Below are 16,604 nucleotides of genomic sequence, written 5' to 3'. Positions count from 1 at the left end.
TCGGGGGGTGAAGCATGCGCAGTGTTCTTCTCGCTGTCGTCGTCGCCCTGTGCGCCGTGCTCACCCCGGCCGTCTCGACCGTGTCGATCGGCGCGCCGCCGCCGAAGTCGAAGACCTCTGCCCCCAAGGAGGAAGCGCCCCGCGAGGAGCGCGAGCCGAGCCGCCTGCGCCTGCTGGTCGCGTCCGTCGACCGCACGTCCAAAGTGGCCGGTCCGACCTTTTTCACCGTCTTCACGCCGCGCGCCGTTCCCGGTGTTCTCGTGCTCGTGTCCAGTGCCGAGCCAATAGTGGTCTGGCGCACACCTCCTGCGCTGCAGGTGTTCCGGAACTGAGCGGTCCCCGACCCGCCGGTAAATCGAACACTTTTCACTCAGCAGTGAGGGACTCCCGTGGACTTCCATCGCTTTGTTCAGCATGCCCGCGCACACGCCGCGTCGCGTTCCCGCGCGCTCGGCCGCAAGCTCGCCGCAGGTCAGCAACCCACCACGATGTTCATCACGTGTGCCGATTCGCGCATCGTGACGGCCGCGATCACGGGCGCCGAGCCCGGTTCGTTGTTCGAGCTCCGGACGGCGGGCAACGTGATCCCGCCCTATTCGCTGACCGCGCCCACCAGTGAGATGGCCACGATCGAGTTCGCCGTGCTGCAACTCGGCGTCAGCGAGATCGTCGTCTGCGGCCACTCGCACTGCGGTGCGGTCGGTGCGCTGCACGGCGGCGGCATCGACCACCTGCCCGCCATGCGCGGCTGGCTGCGTCCCGGGCGGCCTCGTACGTCGTCCGACCCGGCGATGCGCGCGGAAGGACAGGACCACGTGCGCGCCCAACTGGAGGTGCTGCTGGCGTACCCGTTCGTGGCCGACAAGGTCGCCTCGGGTGAGTTGCGCGTCCACGGCTGGTTCTACGACATCGAGACCGGCCAGGTCTCCGCGTGTGCCGAGCACGCCTTCCTTCCGCTGTAGGGGTTCCGACGTGATGAAGAAGTACTGGACCGATCTCGGCGCATCGGTCGTCGTGTTCCTCGTGGCGCTGCCGCTGTGCGTGGGCGTGGCGGTGGCGTCCGGGGTGCCGGCCGAACTCGGCATCGTGACCGGCGTGGTCGGCGGCATCGTCGTCGGCCTGCTGCCGGGCAGCACGATGCAGGTGAGCGGACCGGCCGCCGGGTTGACGGTGCTGGTGGCGGACGCCGTCTCCCGGCACGGGATCGCGGCGCTGGGCGTGATCGTGCTCGGCGCCGGCCTGCTGCAGGTGGCGCTGGGCTTAGCGAGGTGCGGACGCTGGTTCCGCGCGATCTCCCCGTCCGTGGTGCAGGGCATGCTCGCGGGCATCGGCCTGGTGCTGATCCTCGGGCAGCTCAGGCACCTGGTCGTGTCGCCGGTCGCACTGGCACTCGGCCTGCTCACGGTGCTGATCATGTTGCTGTGGCAGCGAAGCCCGATGCGCGTCGTGCCGGGCATCCTGGTCGGCGTGGTCGTCTGCACCGGGCTGGCGGCGGCGTTCGCGTCGCCGGTCGACCGGATCAACGTCGGCACGTTGTCGGCGGACGTGCACCTGCCCGACTTCTCGCTGCTGAACACCGGGATCATCGGCACGGCGGTGGTGTTCGCCCTCGTCGCCTCCGCCGAGTCGATGTTCAGCGCCGCGGCCGTCGACCGCATGCACGACGGGCCGCGCACGCGGTACAACAAGGAACTGGTCGCGCAGGGCGTGGGCAACACGCTCTGCGGCCTGCTCGGCGCGTTGCCCATGACGGCCGTGATCGTGCGCAGCGCGGCCAACGTGTCGGCCGGAGCCCGGACGAAGGCGTCCAGGGTGCTGCACGGCGTGTGGCTGCTGCTGTTCGTGGTGCTGCTGCCGGGGTTGCTGACGCTGATCCCGGTCGCCGTGCTGGCGGCGGTGCTGGTGCACGCCGGGTGGAAGCTGCTCGGGCTGCGCGAGGTGATCGCGTTGTGGCGCACGGACAAGGCCGAGGGCTTCATCTTCGTCCTGACCGCCGGGCTCATCGTGGGCACCGACCTGCTCACCGGCACCGTGGCAGGCCTGCTGGCCGCCGTCGTCAAGACGGCGTGGGACGTGTCCCGGCTGTCGGTCGTCGTGACGCCGGAGGGGGTGGCGTTGCGCGGCAACGCGACGTTCCTGCGGTTGCCCGTGCTGCTGGACGAGCTCGACCGCGTGGACCGGGAGCACGTCCGGATGGACCTGAGCGGGGTCCGGCACCTCGACCAGGCCTGCGGGCAGGCCATCGACCAGTGGGTGGACCAGTCCCGGCGGGCGGGCAGGACCGTGGACCTCGTCGGGAGGTAGGGAAGGCGGAGCGCGCGGCCTGGGCGAGCCGTCCAGGCCGCGCGCCGATCCCCGCACGGAAGACCAGATGAACACTGGGCCGTTCGGGTGTGTGCGGCTAACGGCCTCGGGAAAGATGTCGACCCTGCAGATGAACCAGTAGGGGGCGACACATGACCAGCGCAGGCTTCGACGCGAAGTTCCTCGGCACCACCGCCGGGATCCCCGTCCTCACCGAGTCGGGAGCGGCCGACGCGGTCGAGCTCGACGGCTCGACCACGATCGACTACACGCACTTCTCGCTCGCGATGAGCAAGTCGCGCAAGTTCGCGAGCTGGGTCGCGTGGAACATCGACGGTGGCGAGATGAAGGCGTTGAGCCGCAACAACATCCCGTTCGTCAAGGACCCGCGCGTCCCGGCCGCGTTCCAGACCGGCGACGAGCTCTACCGCGACAACCGGCTCGACCGCGGCCACCTCGCCCGCCGCGCCGACCTGTGCTGGGGCCCGAAGGCCGAGGCGCAGAAGGCGAACAGGGACTCGTTCTTCTTCACGAACATCACGCCGCAGATGGACGACTTCAACCAGAGCACCAAGGAAGGGCTCTGGGGCAGGCTCGAGGACGCGGTGCTCGCGGACGTCGACGTCGACAACCTCAAGGTCAGCGTCTACGGAGGCCCGGTCTTCAACGCCGACGACAGGATCTTCCGCAGCGTCGCGATCCCGCGCGAGTTCTACAAGGCGATCGCGTTCGTGGTGGACGGCGAGCTGCGCTGCAGCGCGTTCCTGCTCACCCAGAACATCGTGGTGGCCGAGGCCCTCGACCTGGACGAGTTCAGGGTGTTCCAGGTGTCGCTGACCGAGCTGGAGAAGCGCGTGAGCCTCACCTTCCCGGCCGAGCTGCACGCCGCCGACACCGCGTCGGTGCAGCTGCTGGACGAGACCGAGCGCAAGCCGCTGGACAGCCTCGCCGACATCAGGTGGTGATGGTCAGGGCCTGACGCAGTTCTTCGAGGCGCTGATCATTCCGGCAGCGCGACCTTGCGGACGTGCCCGATGGCGAAATCCCGGCTCGTGCCGTCCTCGCAGTCCGCGCTCAGCACACCTTCGAGGTGCTTGGCCGGCACGATCACGTGCGTCTCGGTCCGGCGCGGGCCGCTCGCGTACTTGATCTCGACGCGGCTTCCGTCGACCAGCGCGGACGACAGCAGCACGACCTCTTCGTCGCGCAGGAAGACGTTCTGGTCGCGCAGGATCCGCGCCGCGCTGGCTCGCGGGGTGCCCCGGCCCGCGCTCGGCCGTTCCTGCTCGACCAGCCGGACCGCGAGCTGGGTCAGCTCCACGTCGTTCATCTCGGTGCGCCACCACCGGTCCTCGCGGCGCTCGCCACGAGCCGGCGCCCGCAGCCGTTCGACGGTCTCCGCGACGGACTTCTCGCCCGCGTCCAGCCCGGTCGGCGCGTACCCGCACCGGCGTAACACCGCGAGCGTCTCGGCCATCGGCCGGTCCGACGCCAGAACGGTCGGCGCGAGGAACCGCAGCTTCAGCGAACCGAGCCGCTTCGACTTCACGATCTCCTGCAGCAGCAGGGGATCCGAGGCCCGCACGCAGCTCGCCACGTCCGTCACCGTGAGCTGCCCGTGCCGCCTGGCCACGTCGTGCACCTGGTACTCGATCACCTGCGGCAGAGCGGCTTCGGACACGGCTGCGAGCCGCGCGAGCACCTCGTCGGCCGACAGGCCCGAGTCCAGCGCGCGCCGCACCGAGCCGGCGGACAGCCGCCACACCCGTGCCGCGTCGTTGTCCTCCAGGTCCGCCACCAGGTTCAGCGTCGCGCTGAGCTCCGGCGACGGCAGCCCGTTCACGACCGCGGTCATGTCCGTCTGGAACGCGGCCTTCTCCGTCGCCGCCGGCATCAACGCGGCGGCCGCGCTGTCGACGTCACCGCCTTGCCGCACCGCCACCCCCAACGGCGTGAGCGCTCCACCGGCCACCAGGCCCAGCGACTCCATCTCACCGATCACCGCCGCCGTCGCCCGCAGGTCGTGCACGGCGGGGCGTTCCCAGGTCAGGTCCTCGACCAGCTCAGCGGTGTTCGTGAAGGCCTCCTCGGCGGAGAACCGCTCCAGCACACCGCGCCGCAGCGCCAGCCCGGCGGCACCGGTGTAGTCCCGCAACGCCGCCCGCGCCAGGTCCGGCTCCGGCCGCCAGTCCATCCGCCGCCAGGCCGCGACCAGCGCCGAGAGCCGCGGCCCCGGCTGCGAGCCGAGCCACGCGTCGGCCTGCGTGGTCGGCAGCAGCCGAGACCGTTCCACCCCGAGCAACTGGGCCTCGGCCGCGAGCTCCAGCCACAGCCGCAGCACGCCGTCCGCGACCCGCAGGGCCCTGGCGACCCGCCGGATCTCCACGGTCGCCACGCCACCGGTGTACCGGGCGTCGAACGTGTCCTGCTCGCAGTGCGCCAGCAGCCGTGCCACTCCGTCCACAGTGGACATGGCGGCGACGATCGGTGAGGTCTCGGACGCCCTGCGCGTGCCGGGGGCCTTCGGCCGCAACGTCAGCCGCCCCTCCGCCGCGCCGTTCGCGCGCACCGAGTTCACCGCGACGAGCCGCGGTCCTTCCGGCCAGGCCAGCGCCCGCTGCTTCAGCTCGCCGAACGCCCGCTCGAAGTCGCCGGCCGAGCACCGCAGTTCAGCGCACACCGTGTCGGCCGTGCCGGTGTTGTTCTGCGCCACGATCACGCCGAGCAGGTCGATCGCGCCCTGGTCGAGCGTGTCCTCGGCCGCGTGCACCGAATCGGAGTCGGTCAGCTGCGTCGCCAGGTCCTTCAGCGTCCGGATGTGGCGGTCGGCGACATCACGGCGGTGCACCAGCACCGCGGCCACCTCGTCCGGCCCGAGTCGGAGGAGCCAGGTCGCGAGCGCGTTGATACGGCGGGGCATTCATCGAATTATGGCCTGGTTGTGCGCACTCAAACGAATTTTCACGCACATGGGCGATCCGCCTAGGCTGACTCGGTGACGTTCGACGGTTTCGGCGAGTACGCCATTGACTTCTACGACGGCCTGGTCCTCGACAACTCGAAGGCGTACTGGGACGACAACAAGGAGACCTACCTGCGTGACGTGCGCGCCCCGATGGAGGCGCTGATGCTCGCGCTGGAGAAGGAGTTCGGTGAGGGCAAGATCTTCCGCCCGTACCGCGACGTGCGGTTCGCCAAGGACAAGACGCCGTACAAGGACCACTGCGGCGCCGTGATCGAGAAGGGTCGCGGCGGCGGCGCGTACTACGTGCAGCTCAGTCCCGAGGGCCTGATGACCGGCGGTGGCTCGTTCCACATGCAGTCAGACCAGCTCGCCCGCTACCGGGCCTCGGTCGACGCGCACGGCGTCCTGCTGCGCAAGATCGTGGACAAGCTGCTGAAGCAGGGCTGGCAGCTGGCCGGCGACGTGATGAAGTCGAAGCCGCGCGGGTTCGCCGACGACCACCCGCACCTCGACCTGCTCCGGCACCGGTCGATCTACGTGCGCAAGGTGTGGGAGCCCGACGACGTGCTGCACGAGCCGGGCTGCCTCGACCGGGTGTGCAAGTCGTGGAGGCAGCTCAGGGAGTTCAACGCGTGGTGCGAGGACCACGTCGGCGTGAGCGAACAGCCGAGGCGATAGCCCAGCCGAGACCGATCCCGAGCACGTCCACCAGCGCGTCCAGCACGTCGCCGCTGCGGTGCAACGGCGTGATGACCTGCTGGAGCACCTCCGAAATGCCTGCGTAGGCGACCAGTGCGAGCAGAATGTGAGGAATTTTCGCGTACAGGCCGGTGAACGCGAGCAGCGCGAACAGCACCGTGTGCACCACCTTGTCCGTGCCGGGCGGAGAGCTCGGCACACCTGACTCGGGGGTGAACAGCACGACGACGCTGAGCGACGCCGCGATCACGAACGGAAGTACTCGACCCATTGTCAGAACATTACCGAGGAGTAGTTCGGGATCGGTCCAGGAACGGGGTCTACTCTCTCTACACGTGAGTCGACGCGCAAAGATCGTCTGTACCCTCGGTCCCGCCACTGGCACGCCGGAAAAGGTCCGTGACCTGGTAGCGGCCGGTATGGACGTGGCCAGGATGAACTTCAGCCACGGCAGCCATGCCGACCACAAGCAGGTTTACGACATGGTCCGCGCGGCAGCCGACGAGTCCGGCCGCGCCGTGGGCATTCTCGCCGACCTCCAGGGCCCCAAGATCCGCCTCGGCCGTTTCGCCGCGGGTCCGGTGGACTGGAACAACGGCGACGTCGTCCGCATCACCGTCGAGGACGTCGAGGGCACGCACGACCGCGTGTCGACGACGTACAAGGAGCTCGCGAAGGACGCCAAGGTCGGCGACCGCATGCTCGTCGACGACGGCAAGGTCGCACTCGTGGTCGTCGACGTCGAAGGTTCCGACGTCGTCTGCGAGGTGACCGAGGGCGGACCCGTCAGCAACAACAAGGGCCTCTCGCTGCCCGGCATGGACGTCTCCGTGCCGGCGCTGTCGGAGAAGGACATCGAGGACCTGGAGTTCGCGCTCTCGCTGGGCGTGGACTTCATCGCACTGTCGTTCGTCCGCTCGCCCGCCGACATCGACCTGGTCCACCAGATCATGGACCGCTCGGGCAGCAGGCGCCTCCCGGTGATCGCGAAGATCGAGAAGCCGGAGGCCGTGGACAACCTCGAGGCCATCGTCCTCGCCTTCGACGGCGTCATGGTCGCCCGCGGTGACCTGGGCGTCGAGCTGCCGCTGGAGCACGTCCCGCTGGTGCAGAAGCGCGCGATCCAGATCGCCCGCGAGAACGCCAAGCCGGTCATCGTCGCGACCCAGATGCTCGACTCGATGATCACCAACTCCCGGCCGACCCGCGCCGAGACCTCCGACGTCGCGAACGCGGTGCTCGACGGCGCGGACGCCCTGATGCTCTCCGGTGAGACCTCGGTCGGCCGCTACGCGATCGAGTCCGTGCAGACCATGGGCCGCATCATCGAGGCCGTCGAGACCGAGTCGGTCGTCGTGCCGCCGCTGACCCACGTCCCGCGCACCAAGCGCGGCGTGATCTCGTACGCGGCCCGCGACATCGGCGAGCGCCTCAACGCGAAGGCCCTGGTGGCGTTCACGCAGTCCGGCGACACGGTCCGCCGCCTGGCCCGCCTGCACACGCACCTGCCGCTGCTGGCGTTCACGCCGGAGCCCTCGGTCCGCTCGCAGCTGTCGCTGACGTGGGGCACCGAGACGTTCCTGGTGCCGAAGGTGGAGTCCACCGACGAGATGGTCCGCCAGGTCGACGTGGCCATGATCGAGATCGGCCGCTACTCCGCGGGCGACCTCATGGTCGTCGTCGCCGGATCGCCTCCCGGCACCATCGGGTCCACCAACCTCATCCGGGTGCACCGCCTGGGCGAGGACGACCACGCGTAAGTGCTCTGACTCTCAGTCAGGCCTGTCGTGATGCCGGCCCTGCTCCCGCATACTGGACGTGTGCCGGGAGCAGGGCCGGTGCCTTGCCCAGACCGAGGAGAGTTCCGCAGTGACTGAGGCCGCCCGTGCCGCCGCTTCGAGCCCGTCGGGCCTGAGTGGACAATCCGCAGTGGACGACCTGGTCGCGTTGCTCGACCTGGAACGCATCGAGGAGAACATCTTCCGCGGTGTCTCGCCCGCGGAGTCGCCCGTGCGCGTGTTCGGCGGCCAGGTGGCCGGCCAGGCCCTGGTGGCCGCGGGCCGCACCGTCCCGGTGGAACGCAGGGTGCACTCGCTGCACTCGTACTTCATCAGGCCTGGCGACCCGCGCGTGCCGATCGTGTACGAGGTGGACCGCATCCGCGACGGCCGCTCGTTCACCACCCGCCGCGTCGTCGCGGTGCAGCACGGCAAGGCCATCTTCTCGCTGTCCGCGTCCTTCCAGCAGGAGGAACAGGGCGTCGAGCACTCGTCGGAGATGCCCGACGTGCCGGACCCCGAGTCGCTGCCGACGTGGACCGAGTCCGCCAAGAGCTACCCGCTGGTGAACCTGAAGTTCCCGCGCCCCATCGACGTCCGCTACGTGACCGAGCCGCCGTGGGAGTCGCGCGAGGACGGCCCGGGCCAGGCCGCGTCACGGGTGTGGATGAAGGCCGACGGCAAGCTGCCGGACGACCCGATGCTGCAACTCTGCGTGATGACCTACGCGTCGGACATGACGCTGCTGGACGGGGTTCTGGCGCGGCACGGCGTTTATTGGGGGCTGGACAAGGTTCTCGGCGCCTCTTTGGACCACGCCATGTGGTTCCACCGGTCTTTCCGGGCCGATGAGTGGTTGTTGTACGACACGACTTCGCCTTCGGCGTCCGGGAATCGTGGGCTCGCTACTGGGCGGTTCTTCACCCGGGACGGGCAGCTGGTGGCGACGGTGGTGCAGGAAGGGCTGATCCGGGTGATCAAGTCGTCACCCGATGGGGTCTGAGCTCGCACCGTAGTTCGAACCACCTGTGTGAGTGATCAACGGCCCGGTGTGGTCCGCCGATGACTACACTCGTCTGGTAGTGCAGCTCGAAGCAGAGGGTGGTGAGCGCCTTGACCGCGCAAGCCTGGCCGGAGCACCTGGTGACCTTGGACGAGTGGGACGCGATGCCAGAGGACAAGAACCTCGAGCTCGTAGATGGAGTCCTGCACGTGGTGGCCGCAGCCGTACCCCCGCACCAGAAGGCCCAGAGCAGGTTGGTCTACTGGCTGGACGAGCAACTCCCGCCGAGCTTGGTCGCCTACCACGACGTCGACGTGACGATCGACAGCTCGAACCGGCCGACCGTGCGCAAGCCCGACATCACCGTGGGGACGGCGGAAGCAGCGGATAGCAACCCCAAGCGGTTCGACGTGAAGGACGTGGTTCTCGCGGTGGAGATCGTGTCTCCCGGTTCCGAGCGCGTCGACCGCGTCACCAAGCCGACCCAGTACGCCAAGGCTGGGATCGCGAACTACTGGCTCGTCGAACTCGGCACCCCGATCAGCCTGACGGCGTTCGAACTCGTGGATGGCGTCTACAAGCTCGTGGAGGACGGCGTGGGTCAGGTGGAGCTGACTCGGCCCGCCCCGCTGGCGTTCGATCTCGACGCATTGACGCGCCGGCGTTAAACCTTCCGGCGCCGATGCGTAGGCCGCAGGTTCGCCGGCGGCGTCAACGCACGCGTCTCCACCCGCTCCAGCACCACCGAACTGGTCAGATTCCGCACCTCGGTCCGCGAAGCGATCTTGTCCATCAGAAACGCCTGCAGGTGCGTGGAATCCGCAACGGCGATGTGCAGCAGGAAATCGGCCTGCCCGGACACGTGGAAGATCGACCGGGTCTCCGGCTGTGCCATCACGAACGCCCGGAACCCGGCCACCACGGTCCGGGTGTGCGGCCGCACGTTCACCGAGATGACAGCCTCCAGCGGCAGCCCGGTGGTAGCCGGATCGACCACGGCGTGGCACCCCGTGATCACACCCAGATCGCGCAACCGCCGCACCCGCTGCAGGCACGACGAAGGCGCCAGCCCGACGATCTCCGCCAGAGCGCGGTTCGGCAGGGTGGCGTCGTTCTGCAACTCCTCCAGGATGTGCCAGTCGACCGAATCGAGTTCGGCTTGTTCGCGCATAACCGAACATCGTACTGACCTGCTGGAATCGACACGAACGAACCACAGACGATCTGCGCCATGCACATCGCGTGGACGTCGTTCCTGCTGGCACTCGTGGTGATCACGGTCGTGCCCGGTCCCGACTTCGTACTGGTCATGGGGAACGCGGTCCGCAGCCTGCGCAAGGGCGTCGAGGCGGCGCTCGGCGTGCTCACCGGGCTGCTGATCCACGCGACGCTCGCGACGGTCGGGTTGTCCGCGCTCGTGGCGGCGGCTCCGGGGGCGTTGTTCGCGGTCAAGGCGATCGGCGCGGTTTACCTCGCCTACATCGGCTTCATGACTCTCAAAACCGCCAGCGAGCCGCTCGCCGAACAGCCGCGGCAGCAGAACGTGTTCCTGCGCGGCATGTTGTGCGATCTGTTGAACCCCAAGGTGATGCTCACGTTCCTGAGCCTCATCCCGCAGGCGATGGACCCGAACGCCGCGCCCCTGCCTCAAGCGGCGGTGCTGAGCGCCGTCACGGTCGGAGTGTTCGCGGTGTTCTGGGTCATCGTCGTGCCCTCCGCTCGTCAGCTGGGCAGGTTGTTGAGCAGGCCCAGGACGCGCGCGGTGTTCGAGAGGGTCTGTGGGACCGCTCTCATTGGGCTGGCCGCGTCAGTTCTCGCTACCTGAGTCCCACGTGACGGACAGTTCGTCGCGCGTCCCGAAACGGACCAGGTGCCGTTCGACGACGTCGCGCAGGCGTGCCACGTCCTCCTCCGACGTGCACACCACGCGCATGATCAAGCCGTCGTCGGCGGCCTCGAACTCCGCCAGCCCGGCGGAGAAGCGGACGAAGCCGCGGGTGTCCTCCCAGGACCCTTCGAGGTCTTTGGCCGTGAAGTGCTTCACCAGCTGCGATCCGTACCTGGAGGCACGGTCGGTCGCCGAGCGTCCCACGCTCGTGAATTCCGTCATGAAGCCAACTTACGCCTAGCAATACGTACCGGCACGTGACGCGGTTCACCTGGCAAAACGGAGTCTGAGAACACCCTGTGACGTCTCGCGCTGAGGCGGAGAACACGGCAGGCTGTCGCCTATGACGGAAGGCAAAGCACGTATCGCGGTCACCGGTCTTGCCACCATGGGCAGCAACCTCGCGCGGAACCTCGCGCGGCACGGTTTCAAAACTGCCGTGCACAACCGGACGCCCGCGAAGATGAAGGCCCTGCTCGAAGAGCACGGCCACGAGGGCGACTTCGTCGGCGCCGAGACGCTGCAGGACCTGGTGGACAGCCTGCAGACGCCGCGCCAGATCATCATCATGGTCAAGGCGGGTGGCCCGACCGACGCCGTCATCGACGAGTTGAGCGGGCTCCTGGAGCCCGGCGACATGGTCATCGACGGCGGCAACGCACACTTCAACGACACGCGCCGCCGTGAAGCCGCGCTGAAGGAGAAGGGGCTGCTGTTCGTCGGCGCCGGCATCTCCGGTGGCGAGGAGGGCGCCCTCAACGGCCCCAGCATCATGCCGGGCGGTCCCGCCGAGTCCTACAAGCACGTCGGGCCGGTCTTCGAGGAGATCGCGGCCAAGGTGGACGGTCAGCCGTGCTGCGTGCACGTCGGGCCGGACGGCGCCGGGCACTTCGTGAAGATGGTCCACAACGGCATCGAGTACGCCGACATGCAGTTGATCGCCGAGGCGTACGACCTGCTGAACCGCATCGGCGGGCAGACGCCGGCCGAGATCTCCGAGGTCTTCACGCAGTGGAACTCGGGCGACCTGGAGTCGTACCTGGTCGAGATCACCGCCGAGGTCCTCAAGCACGTCGACGCGGACGGCACGCCGCTCGTCCAGGTCATCGAGGACGCGGCCGAGCAGAAGGGCACCGGCCGCTGGACCGTGCAGGAGGCGCTGGAGCTGGGCGTCCCGGTCACCGGCATCGCCGAGGCCGTCTTCGCCCGCAGCCTGAGCGGTCATACCGACCAGCGCAAGGCCGTGCGGGACGCGTTCGGTGCCAGCCAGGTCGTCGCGAAGCCGGACGCCGAACTGGTCGACGACGTGCGCCAGGCGCTCTACGCGTCGAAGGTCGTCGCGTACGCGCAGGGCTTCGACATGATGCGCGAGGCGTCGAAGAACTTCGGCTGGGACATCGACCTCGGTGCGATGGCGACGATCTGGCGCGGTGGCTGCATCATCCGCGCGCAGTTCCTCAACCGCATCCGCGAGGCGTACGACACGAACGCGGACATCGCGTCCCTCCTGGTGGACGACTACTTCCGCGACGCGGTGCAGAACGCCGAGGCCGCTTGGCGCAGGGTCGTGGTCCGTGCGGTCGAATCCGGCGTGCCGACGCCGGGCTTCGTGTCCGCTTTGGCCTACTACGACGGACTTCGCTCCGAACGGCTGCCCGCCGCACTCGTGCAGGGACAGCGCGACTTCTTCGGGGCGCACACGTACAGGCGCACCGACAAGCCCGGTAGCTTCCACACGTTGTGGTCGGGTGATCGATCAGAGGTGGAAGCGTGAAATTTCGAGTTCTGGGGGCGGTCGTCGCTGTGGCGGCAGGGGTTTCCCTGACGTCCAGCGGCGGCGCCGTGGCGGTCGGCAACGAGGCCCTCACGGCTGATCTCGACACGATCCTGGCCGACAACGCGCTCAAGGGCGCGGACGTCGGCCTGGTCGTGCGGGACGCCGGCACGGGTGAAGTGATCTACACCAGGCAGAGCAGCAGGCGTTCCCAGGTGGCGTCGAACATGAAGCTGCTCACCACGACGACGGCGCTGGACCTGCTGGGCCCGGGCTTCCGCTGGAAGACCGAGCTCGTGTCGAGCGGCACGAAGTCCGGGTCGACGCTCAACGGCGACCTGGCGCTGCGCGGCGGCGGCGACCCGACGATGTCCAGGCTGCGCTACCAGCAGCTCGCGGACACGCTGAAGGCCAGCGGTGTCACCACGGTCAACGGCGCGTTGGTCATCGACGACACGAAGTTCGACGCGCAGCCGTACGGCACGGGCTGGGCGTGGGACGACGAGCCGTTCTCCTACAGCGCGGAGACGTCGGCGCTCACGCTCTCGCCGGACGCGAAGTTCAGCGCGGGCACGGTCGTCGTGCGCGTCAAGCCGGGCGCCGCGGCGGGCGCCCCGGCCGTCGTCACGACCGAACCGGCGAACGACCACGTGCAGGTCGTGTCCACGGCGACGACCGGCAACGCCGGCCTCTTCGTGGAACGCGAGCACGGCACGAACCGCATCATCGTCAGCGGGTCGACGTCCGTCGAGGCCACCAGGCTCTCGTCGGTCAAGGACCCGACCGGCCTCGTGACGTCGGTGTTCCAGAAAGCGTTGCAGGCCAGCGGGATCACCGTCACCGGCGGGGTGAAGCGGCAGAAGGCTCCGGCCGGTGCCACCGTCCTCGCGACCGACACGTCGATGACGCTCAGCGAGCTGAACGTGCCGTTGCTCAAGGACAGCAACAACATGCTGGCCGAGGTGCTGGTCAAGACCGCGGGTGGCTCGTTCACCAACGGCATCAACCAGCTCAGCACCAAGTGGTCCGGCCTGGGCGTCGACCCGAACGCGGTCGAGGTCTTCGACGGCTCCGGCATGTCGCGGCTCGACCAGTTCTCGCCGGACGACCTCACGTCGGTGCTGATCAAGGCCAGGACCAAGCCGTGGTTCTCCGCGTGGCAGGCCTCGCTGCCCGTCGCCGGTGTCGACGGCACCCTGGTCAACCGCATGAAGAACACCCCGGCCGCGGGCAACGTGAAGGCCAAGACCGGATCGCTCTCGGGCGTCTCGGGCCTGGCGGGCTACGTGAAGACCGCGGCGGGCCGTGACCTCGTGTTCTCGGTGGTGCAGAACAACGTCCTGCTGTTCAACAGCCCGAAGAACATCGAGGACAGGATCGCCGTGCGCCTGGCCTCGGAGGGCGGCTCGGTCTCGCCGCAGGTCCAGACGGTGCCGCAGCAGCGCAAGGCTCCGGCGCAGGACCGCGCGAAGGTTCCCGCACAGGAGCGCTTCGACGTGGAGTGCTCTTGGATCGGCACCTGCTAGCGGAACGTCCCCGGTGGAGCCGCCCCGAGCGTTTTCGGGGCGGCTCCTCGTTCTCCTACGCCGGAGCGGGCACGGGTTCGAGCCCGTTGCGGTCCGGGTCCACCAGGTACACGCGGGCGTTCGAGATGTCGAAGTACAGGCCCTTCAACGTGAGCGTGCCCGCCACGATCGCCTCGCGCACGCTCGGGTAGCCGAGCAGGTTGTCCAGCTGCTGCGCGACGTTCGCGACCGCGAGCCGGTCCGCCACCGGCAGTTCCGCGCAGCCGGGCGCCGTCGGCGCGTGGAACCTGATCAGCGACGGCTCGGCGTTGCGCAGCCACGAGCTCAGGTGCGAACCGCGCGGCGCGGACCCGCTGACCAGCGCCTTCATCGCGCCGCAGTCGGAGTGTCCACACACGACGATCGTGCTGACGTTCAGGATCTCCACGGCGTACTCGACGGCCGCCCCGACCGACCTGTCGTCGGCGGACGACACCGGCACCAGGTTGCCGATGTTGCGCACGCAGAAGAGGTCGCCCGGCCCGGACGTGGTGATCAGGTTCGGCACCACGCGGGAGTCCGCACACGTGATGAACAACTGCTGGGGGCGCTGCCCGCGCACCGCCAGCTCGTGCAGGAACGGCCGCACCAACGGCGCGGAACGGCGTTCGAACTCGCGCATCCCGCGCAGCATGGGGTCGCCTTCGACCAGAATCGATGTGGACGACGCCCGCTGGGCAGGCAGCGTGACGGCCTCGGGCGTGCCCTGCCAGTGCGACCACGGCGCGAACCAGCGCGGCAGCGGGCCGGGCAACGTCTTGAGCCGCCCCGGTTTGCCCTGGTTCGCCCGGTCGAACCAGGTGTCGTGCACCTCGTCGACCCTAACCCGGCCACCGAGCCGTTCGTAGCCCTCACGCCAGTCGTTGATCGCCTCGTAGGACGCGTGGTCCAGGTAGTCGACGTGCAGCTCCAGCACGACGGTCTCGCGCTGCGGCATCCTGCGCAGCTCACGCACGAGCCGTCCGACTCCCAGGAACACCAACGATCCCCGCACGCACACCCGGTTGCCCTCGACGCGCACCGAGCAGTGCGTCAACCGGTACAGCGCCCGCAGCAACGCGATGACGAGCCCGGCGACCACGCCCTCCAGCAGTCCGAAGAGGACGACGCCGAGGACGGTCGCGGCGTACACGACGAACTCCCCGTGCTGCAGCAGGTTCCGCATCCGCTGGAACGACACGAGCTTGAGCCCGACCACGAACAGCACGCCCGCCAGCGCGGACAACGGGATCAGCTCCAGGGCGGGGGTGAACGCCAGCACGGCCACCGCGATCCACACGCCCTGCAGGATCGCGGCGTACCGGGTCTTCGCTCCGGCCGCGACGTTCGTGGAGCTGCGCGCCAGGCCACCGCTGATCGGGAACCCGCCCAGCGCGCCCGCGAGCACGTTGCCGGTGCCCTGCGCGACGAGTTCCTTGTCCAGCCGGGCGCGCGGCCCGTCGTGCAGCCGGTCCGTGGCCACAGCGGACAGCAGCGACTCCATGCTCGCCACCAGCGCGACCGTGACGACGGCCATGACCACCGTGCCGGCACTGCCCTGCGGCATCTCCGGGAACGTCAGCGCGTGGCTGTCCGGCAGGTCGACGTGGGTGACGTCGAGGCGCAGCGCGAACGTCAGCGCGGTCGCCAGGGCGACGGCCACCAGCGGTGCCGGGACCAGCGAGGCACGCGGAACGTGCGGCCACAGCAGCAGGACCGCGATCGCCACCGCACCGGCGATCACCGAACCGGGCGAGGGGCCGGCCAGTTCGCCCGCCAGCAGGGCGAGGTTCGCGGGCACGGACGATGCCGCCGTGCCGCCCAGCACCACCACGAGCTGCCCGGCGGCGATCGAGATGCCGATGCCCGCGAGCATGCCGTGCACGACGGCGGGGGACAGCGACATCACCACGCGGCTGATCCCGGTGAGTCCCAGCGCGACCTGCAGCACGCCCGCGGCCAGCGTGATCGCCGCGGTGGCCGCCCACCCGAACTGCGCCACCAGCCCGGCGACGATGACCACGAGCCCGGTGCCCGGCCCGCTGATCTGCAGCGGTGCCCCGCTGATCGCGCCGACGACCACGCCGCCGATGACCGCGGAGATGATCCCCGCCATCAGCGGCGCGCCCGTGGCGTGCGCGATGCCGAGCGACAGCGGGATCGAGATGAGGAACAGCACGAAGCTCGCGGGCAGGTCGTGCTTCAGGACCAGCGGTGGACCGTGCGGGGTGTGGTCGCCGGTGTTGGACCTGGGCTGATGGTTCACGAGACGTCCCTTTGCTGAATAGCGGCATGGCCCTGTGCGACGGCTGCACAGGGCGGGGAGGGGAGTGAGCTCAGGAGATGGCGCCCGACGTTCTGAGTCGCGCCACCAGGCGCTGTAAGGGCAGCATGCGGCGCGGCCGGACGGCTGCGAGCGCGTCGGCGCGGTCATGCGGGGTCGGCACGGGAACACCTCCGTGTCGGCACAGGCACCAGGGGGCGGGATCAGGCCGCGTCGCCCTCAATGATGAGGCCGGAATCGGTGCTGTGACAGATCTTTCAGCCAACCGTGTTGATCTTGGGCGGCGTCGTCACGCGAGGTGATCACGTAGAAGGGCCGGCTCCGGTCGGGGGGTGCGGAGCCGGCCCAGGTCGGGGCGGAACTAA

Annotated in this window: 16 protein-coding genes; 11 read left to right on the top strand and 5 right to left on the bottom strand. The window is 69.1% G+C overall.

Translation table 11 applies throughout. The annotated features are described in order from the left end of the window. Positions 1-14 precede the first annotated feature (14 nt). From DFR72_RS21025 to DFR72_RS21010, 4 genes are all read left to right on the top strand, one after another. Positions 15-332, top strand: a complete 318-nt coding sequence (locus DFR72_RS21025; protein WP_090067570.1) for a hypothetical protein — start codon at positions 15-17, stop codon at positions 330-332. A gap of 57 nt (positions 333-389) precedes the next feature. Beyond that, positions 390-962, top strand: coding sequence for a carbonic anhydrase (locus DFR72_RS21020; RefSeq protein WP_090067571.1), 573 nt, complete (start codon positions 390-392; stop codon positions 960-962). A 13-nt stretch (positions 963-975) separates the two neighbouring features. Further along, positions 976-2,304 carry a SulP family inorganic anion transporter gene (locus DFR72_RS21015; RefSeq protein WP_090067572.1) on the top strand — a complete coding sequence of 443 codons (1,329 nt, stop codon included), beginning with the start codon at positions 976-978 and terminating at the stop codon, positions 2,302-2,304. A 152-nt stretch (positions 2,305-2,456) separates the two neighbouring features. Continuing rightward, positions 2,457-3,269 (top strand): DNA/RNA non-specific endonuclease, encoded by an 813-nt coding sequence (locus DFR72_RS21010; protein WP_090067573.1) that lies wholly within the window; start codon positions 2,457-2,459, stop codon positions 3,267-3,269. Between the two features lie 35 nt (positions 3,270-3,304). On the opposite strand, the gene DFR72_RS21005 is transcribed toward DFR72_RS21010, so the two are convergent. After that, entirely contained in the window at positions 3,305-5,224 is a 1,920-nt protein-coding gene (locus DFR72_RS21005; protein WP_090067574.1) for a helicase-associated domain-containing protein, read from the bottom strand. A 75-nt stretch (positions 5,225-5,299) separates the two neighbouring features. Here DFR72_RS21005 and DFR72_RS21000 point away from each other — a divergent pair, with 75 nt between their 5' ends. Then, a complete protein-coding gene (locus tag DFR72_RS21000; protein WP_090067575.1) occupies positions 5,300-5,947 on the top strand; it encodes a DUF2461 domain-containing protein in 648 nt (215 codons plus the stop codon). On the opposite strand, the gene DFR72_RS20995 is transcribed toward DFR72_RS21000, so the two are convergent. Further along, positions 5,895-6,239, bottom strand: a complete 345-nt coding sequence (locus DFR72_RS20995; RefSeq protein ID WP_090067576.1) for a VanZ family protein — start codon at positions 6,237-6,239, stop codon at positions 5,895-5,897. The two genes, DFR72_RS21000 and DFR72_RS20995, sit on opposite strands and share 53 nt — an antisense overlap. Positions 6,240-6,303: 64 nt before the next feature. Here DFR72_RS20995 and pyk point away from each other — a divergent pair, with 64 nt between their 5' ends. The 3 genes from pyk (at position 6,304) to DFR72_RS20980 (ending at position 9,417) form a co-directional block, all read left to right on the top strand. After that, positions 6,304-7,728 (top strand): pyruvate kinase, encoded by a 1,425-nt coding sequence (gene pyk / locus DFR72_RS20990; RefSeq protein ID WP_090067577.1) that lies wholly within the window; start codon positions 6,304-6,306, stop codon positions 7,726-7,728. A 109-nt stretch (positions 7,729-7,837) separates the two neighbouring features. Then, entirely contained in the window at positions 7,838-8,749 is a 912-nt protein-coding gene (gene tesB / locus DFR72_RS20985; protein WP_090067578.1) for an acyl-CoA thioesterase II, read from the top strand. 101 nt (positions 8,750-8,850) lie between these two features. Next, the gene (locus DFR72_RS20980) at positions 8,851-9,417 is read left to right on the top strand and encodes a Uma2 family endonuclease (RefSeq protein WP_090067579.1); all 567 of its coding nucleotides are present in this window, start codon (positions 8,851-8,853) and stop codon (positions 9,415-9,417) included. Here the strand turns inward: DFR72_RS20980 and DFR72_RS20975 are convergent. Beyond that, positions 9,414-9,920 carry an Lrp/AsnC family transcriptional regulator gene (locus DFR72_RS20975; RefSeq protein WP_090067580.1) on the bottom strand — a complete coding sequence of 169 codons (507 nt, stop codon included), beginning with the start codon at positions 9,918-9,920 and terminating at the stop codon, positions 9,414-9,416. The two genes, DFR72_RS20980 and DFR72_RS20975, sit on opposite strands and share 4 nt — an antisense overlap. A 60-nt stretch (positions 9,921-9,980) precedes the next feature. On the opposite strand from DFR72_RS20975, the gene DFR72_RS20970 reads away from it, so the two are divergent. Beyond that, a complete protein-coding gene (locus DFR72_RS20970; RefSeq protein ID WP_090067581.1) occupies positions 9,981-10,574 on the top strand; it encodes a LysE family translocator in 594 nt (197 codons plus the stop codon). Here DFR72_RS20970 and DFR72_RS20965 read toward each other — a convergent pair. Beyond that, complete coding sequence (locus tag DFR72_RS20965) at positions 10,557-10,859, bottom strand: DUF2218 domain-containing protein (protein WP_090009912.1); 303 nt, start codon at positions 10,857-10,859, stop codon at positions 10,557-10,559. The genes DFR72_RS20970 and DFR72_RS20965 overlap by 18 nt on opposite strands. A 121-nt stretch (positions 10,860-10,980) precedes the next feature. Between DFR72_RS20965 and gndA the strand changes: the two genes are divergently transcribed. Next, positions 10,981-12,411: an NADP-dependent phosphogluconate dehydrogenase gene (gndA, locus tag DFR72_RS20960; RefSeq protein ID WP_090067582.1), complete on the top strand. Its 1,431-nt coding sequence runs from the start codon at positions 10,981-10,983 to the stop codon at positions 12,409-12,411. After that, positions 12,408-13,937 (top strand): D-alanyl-D-alanine carboxypeptidase/D-alanyl-D-alanine endopeptidase, encoded by a 1,530-nt coding sequence (gene dacB, locus DFR72_RS20955; RefSeq protein ID WP_170176335.1) that lies wholly within the window; start codon positions 12,408-12,410, stop codon positions 13,935-13,937. Before gndA ends, dacB begins: the two co-directional genes overlap by 4 nt. Positions 13,938-13,992: 55 nt before the next feature. Here the strand turns inward: dacB and DFR72_RS20950 are convergent, their stop codons facing one another. Then, positions 13,993-16,221 (bottom strand): SulP family inorganic anion transporter, encoded by a 2,229-nt coding sequence (locus tag DFR72_RS20950; protein WP_245983244.1) that lies wholly within the window; start codon positions 16,219-16,221, stop codon positions 13,993-13,995. Between the last annotated feature and the right edge of the window lie 383 nt (positions 16,222-16,604).

The organism is Lentzea flaviverrucosa (assembly GCF_003350445.1).
Taxonomy (GTDB): Bacteria; Actinomycetota; Actinomycetes; order Mycobacteriales; family Pseudonocardiaceae; genus Lentzea; species Lentzea californiensis.
Note: the sequence above shows the minus strand (reverse complement) of the source record. Positions and strands in the feature narration are given on the sequence as shown.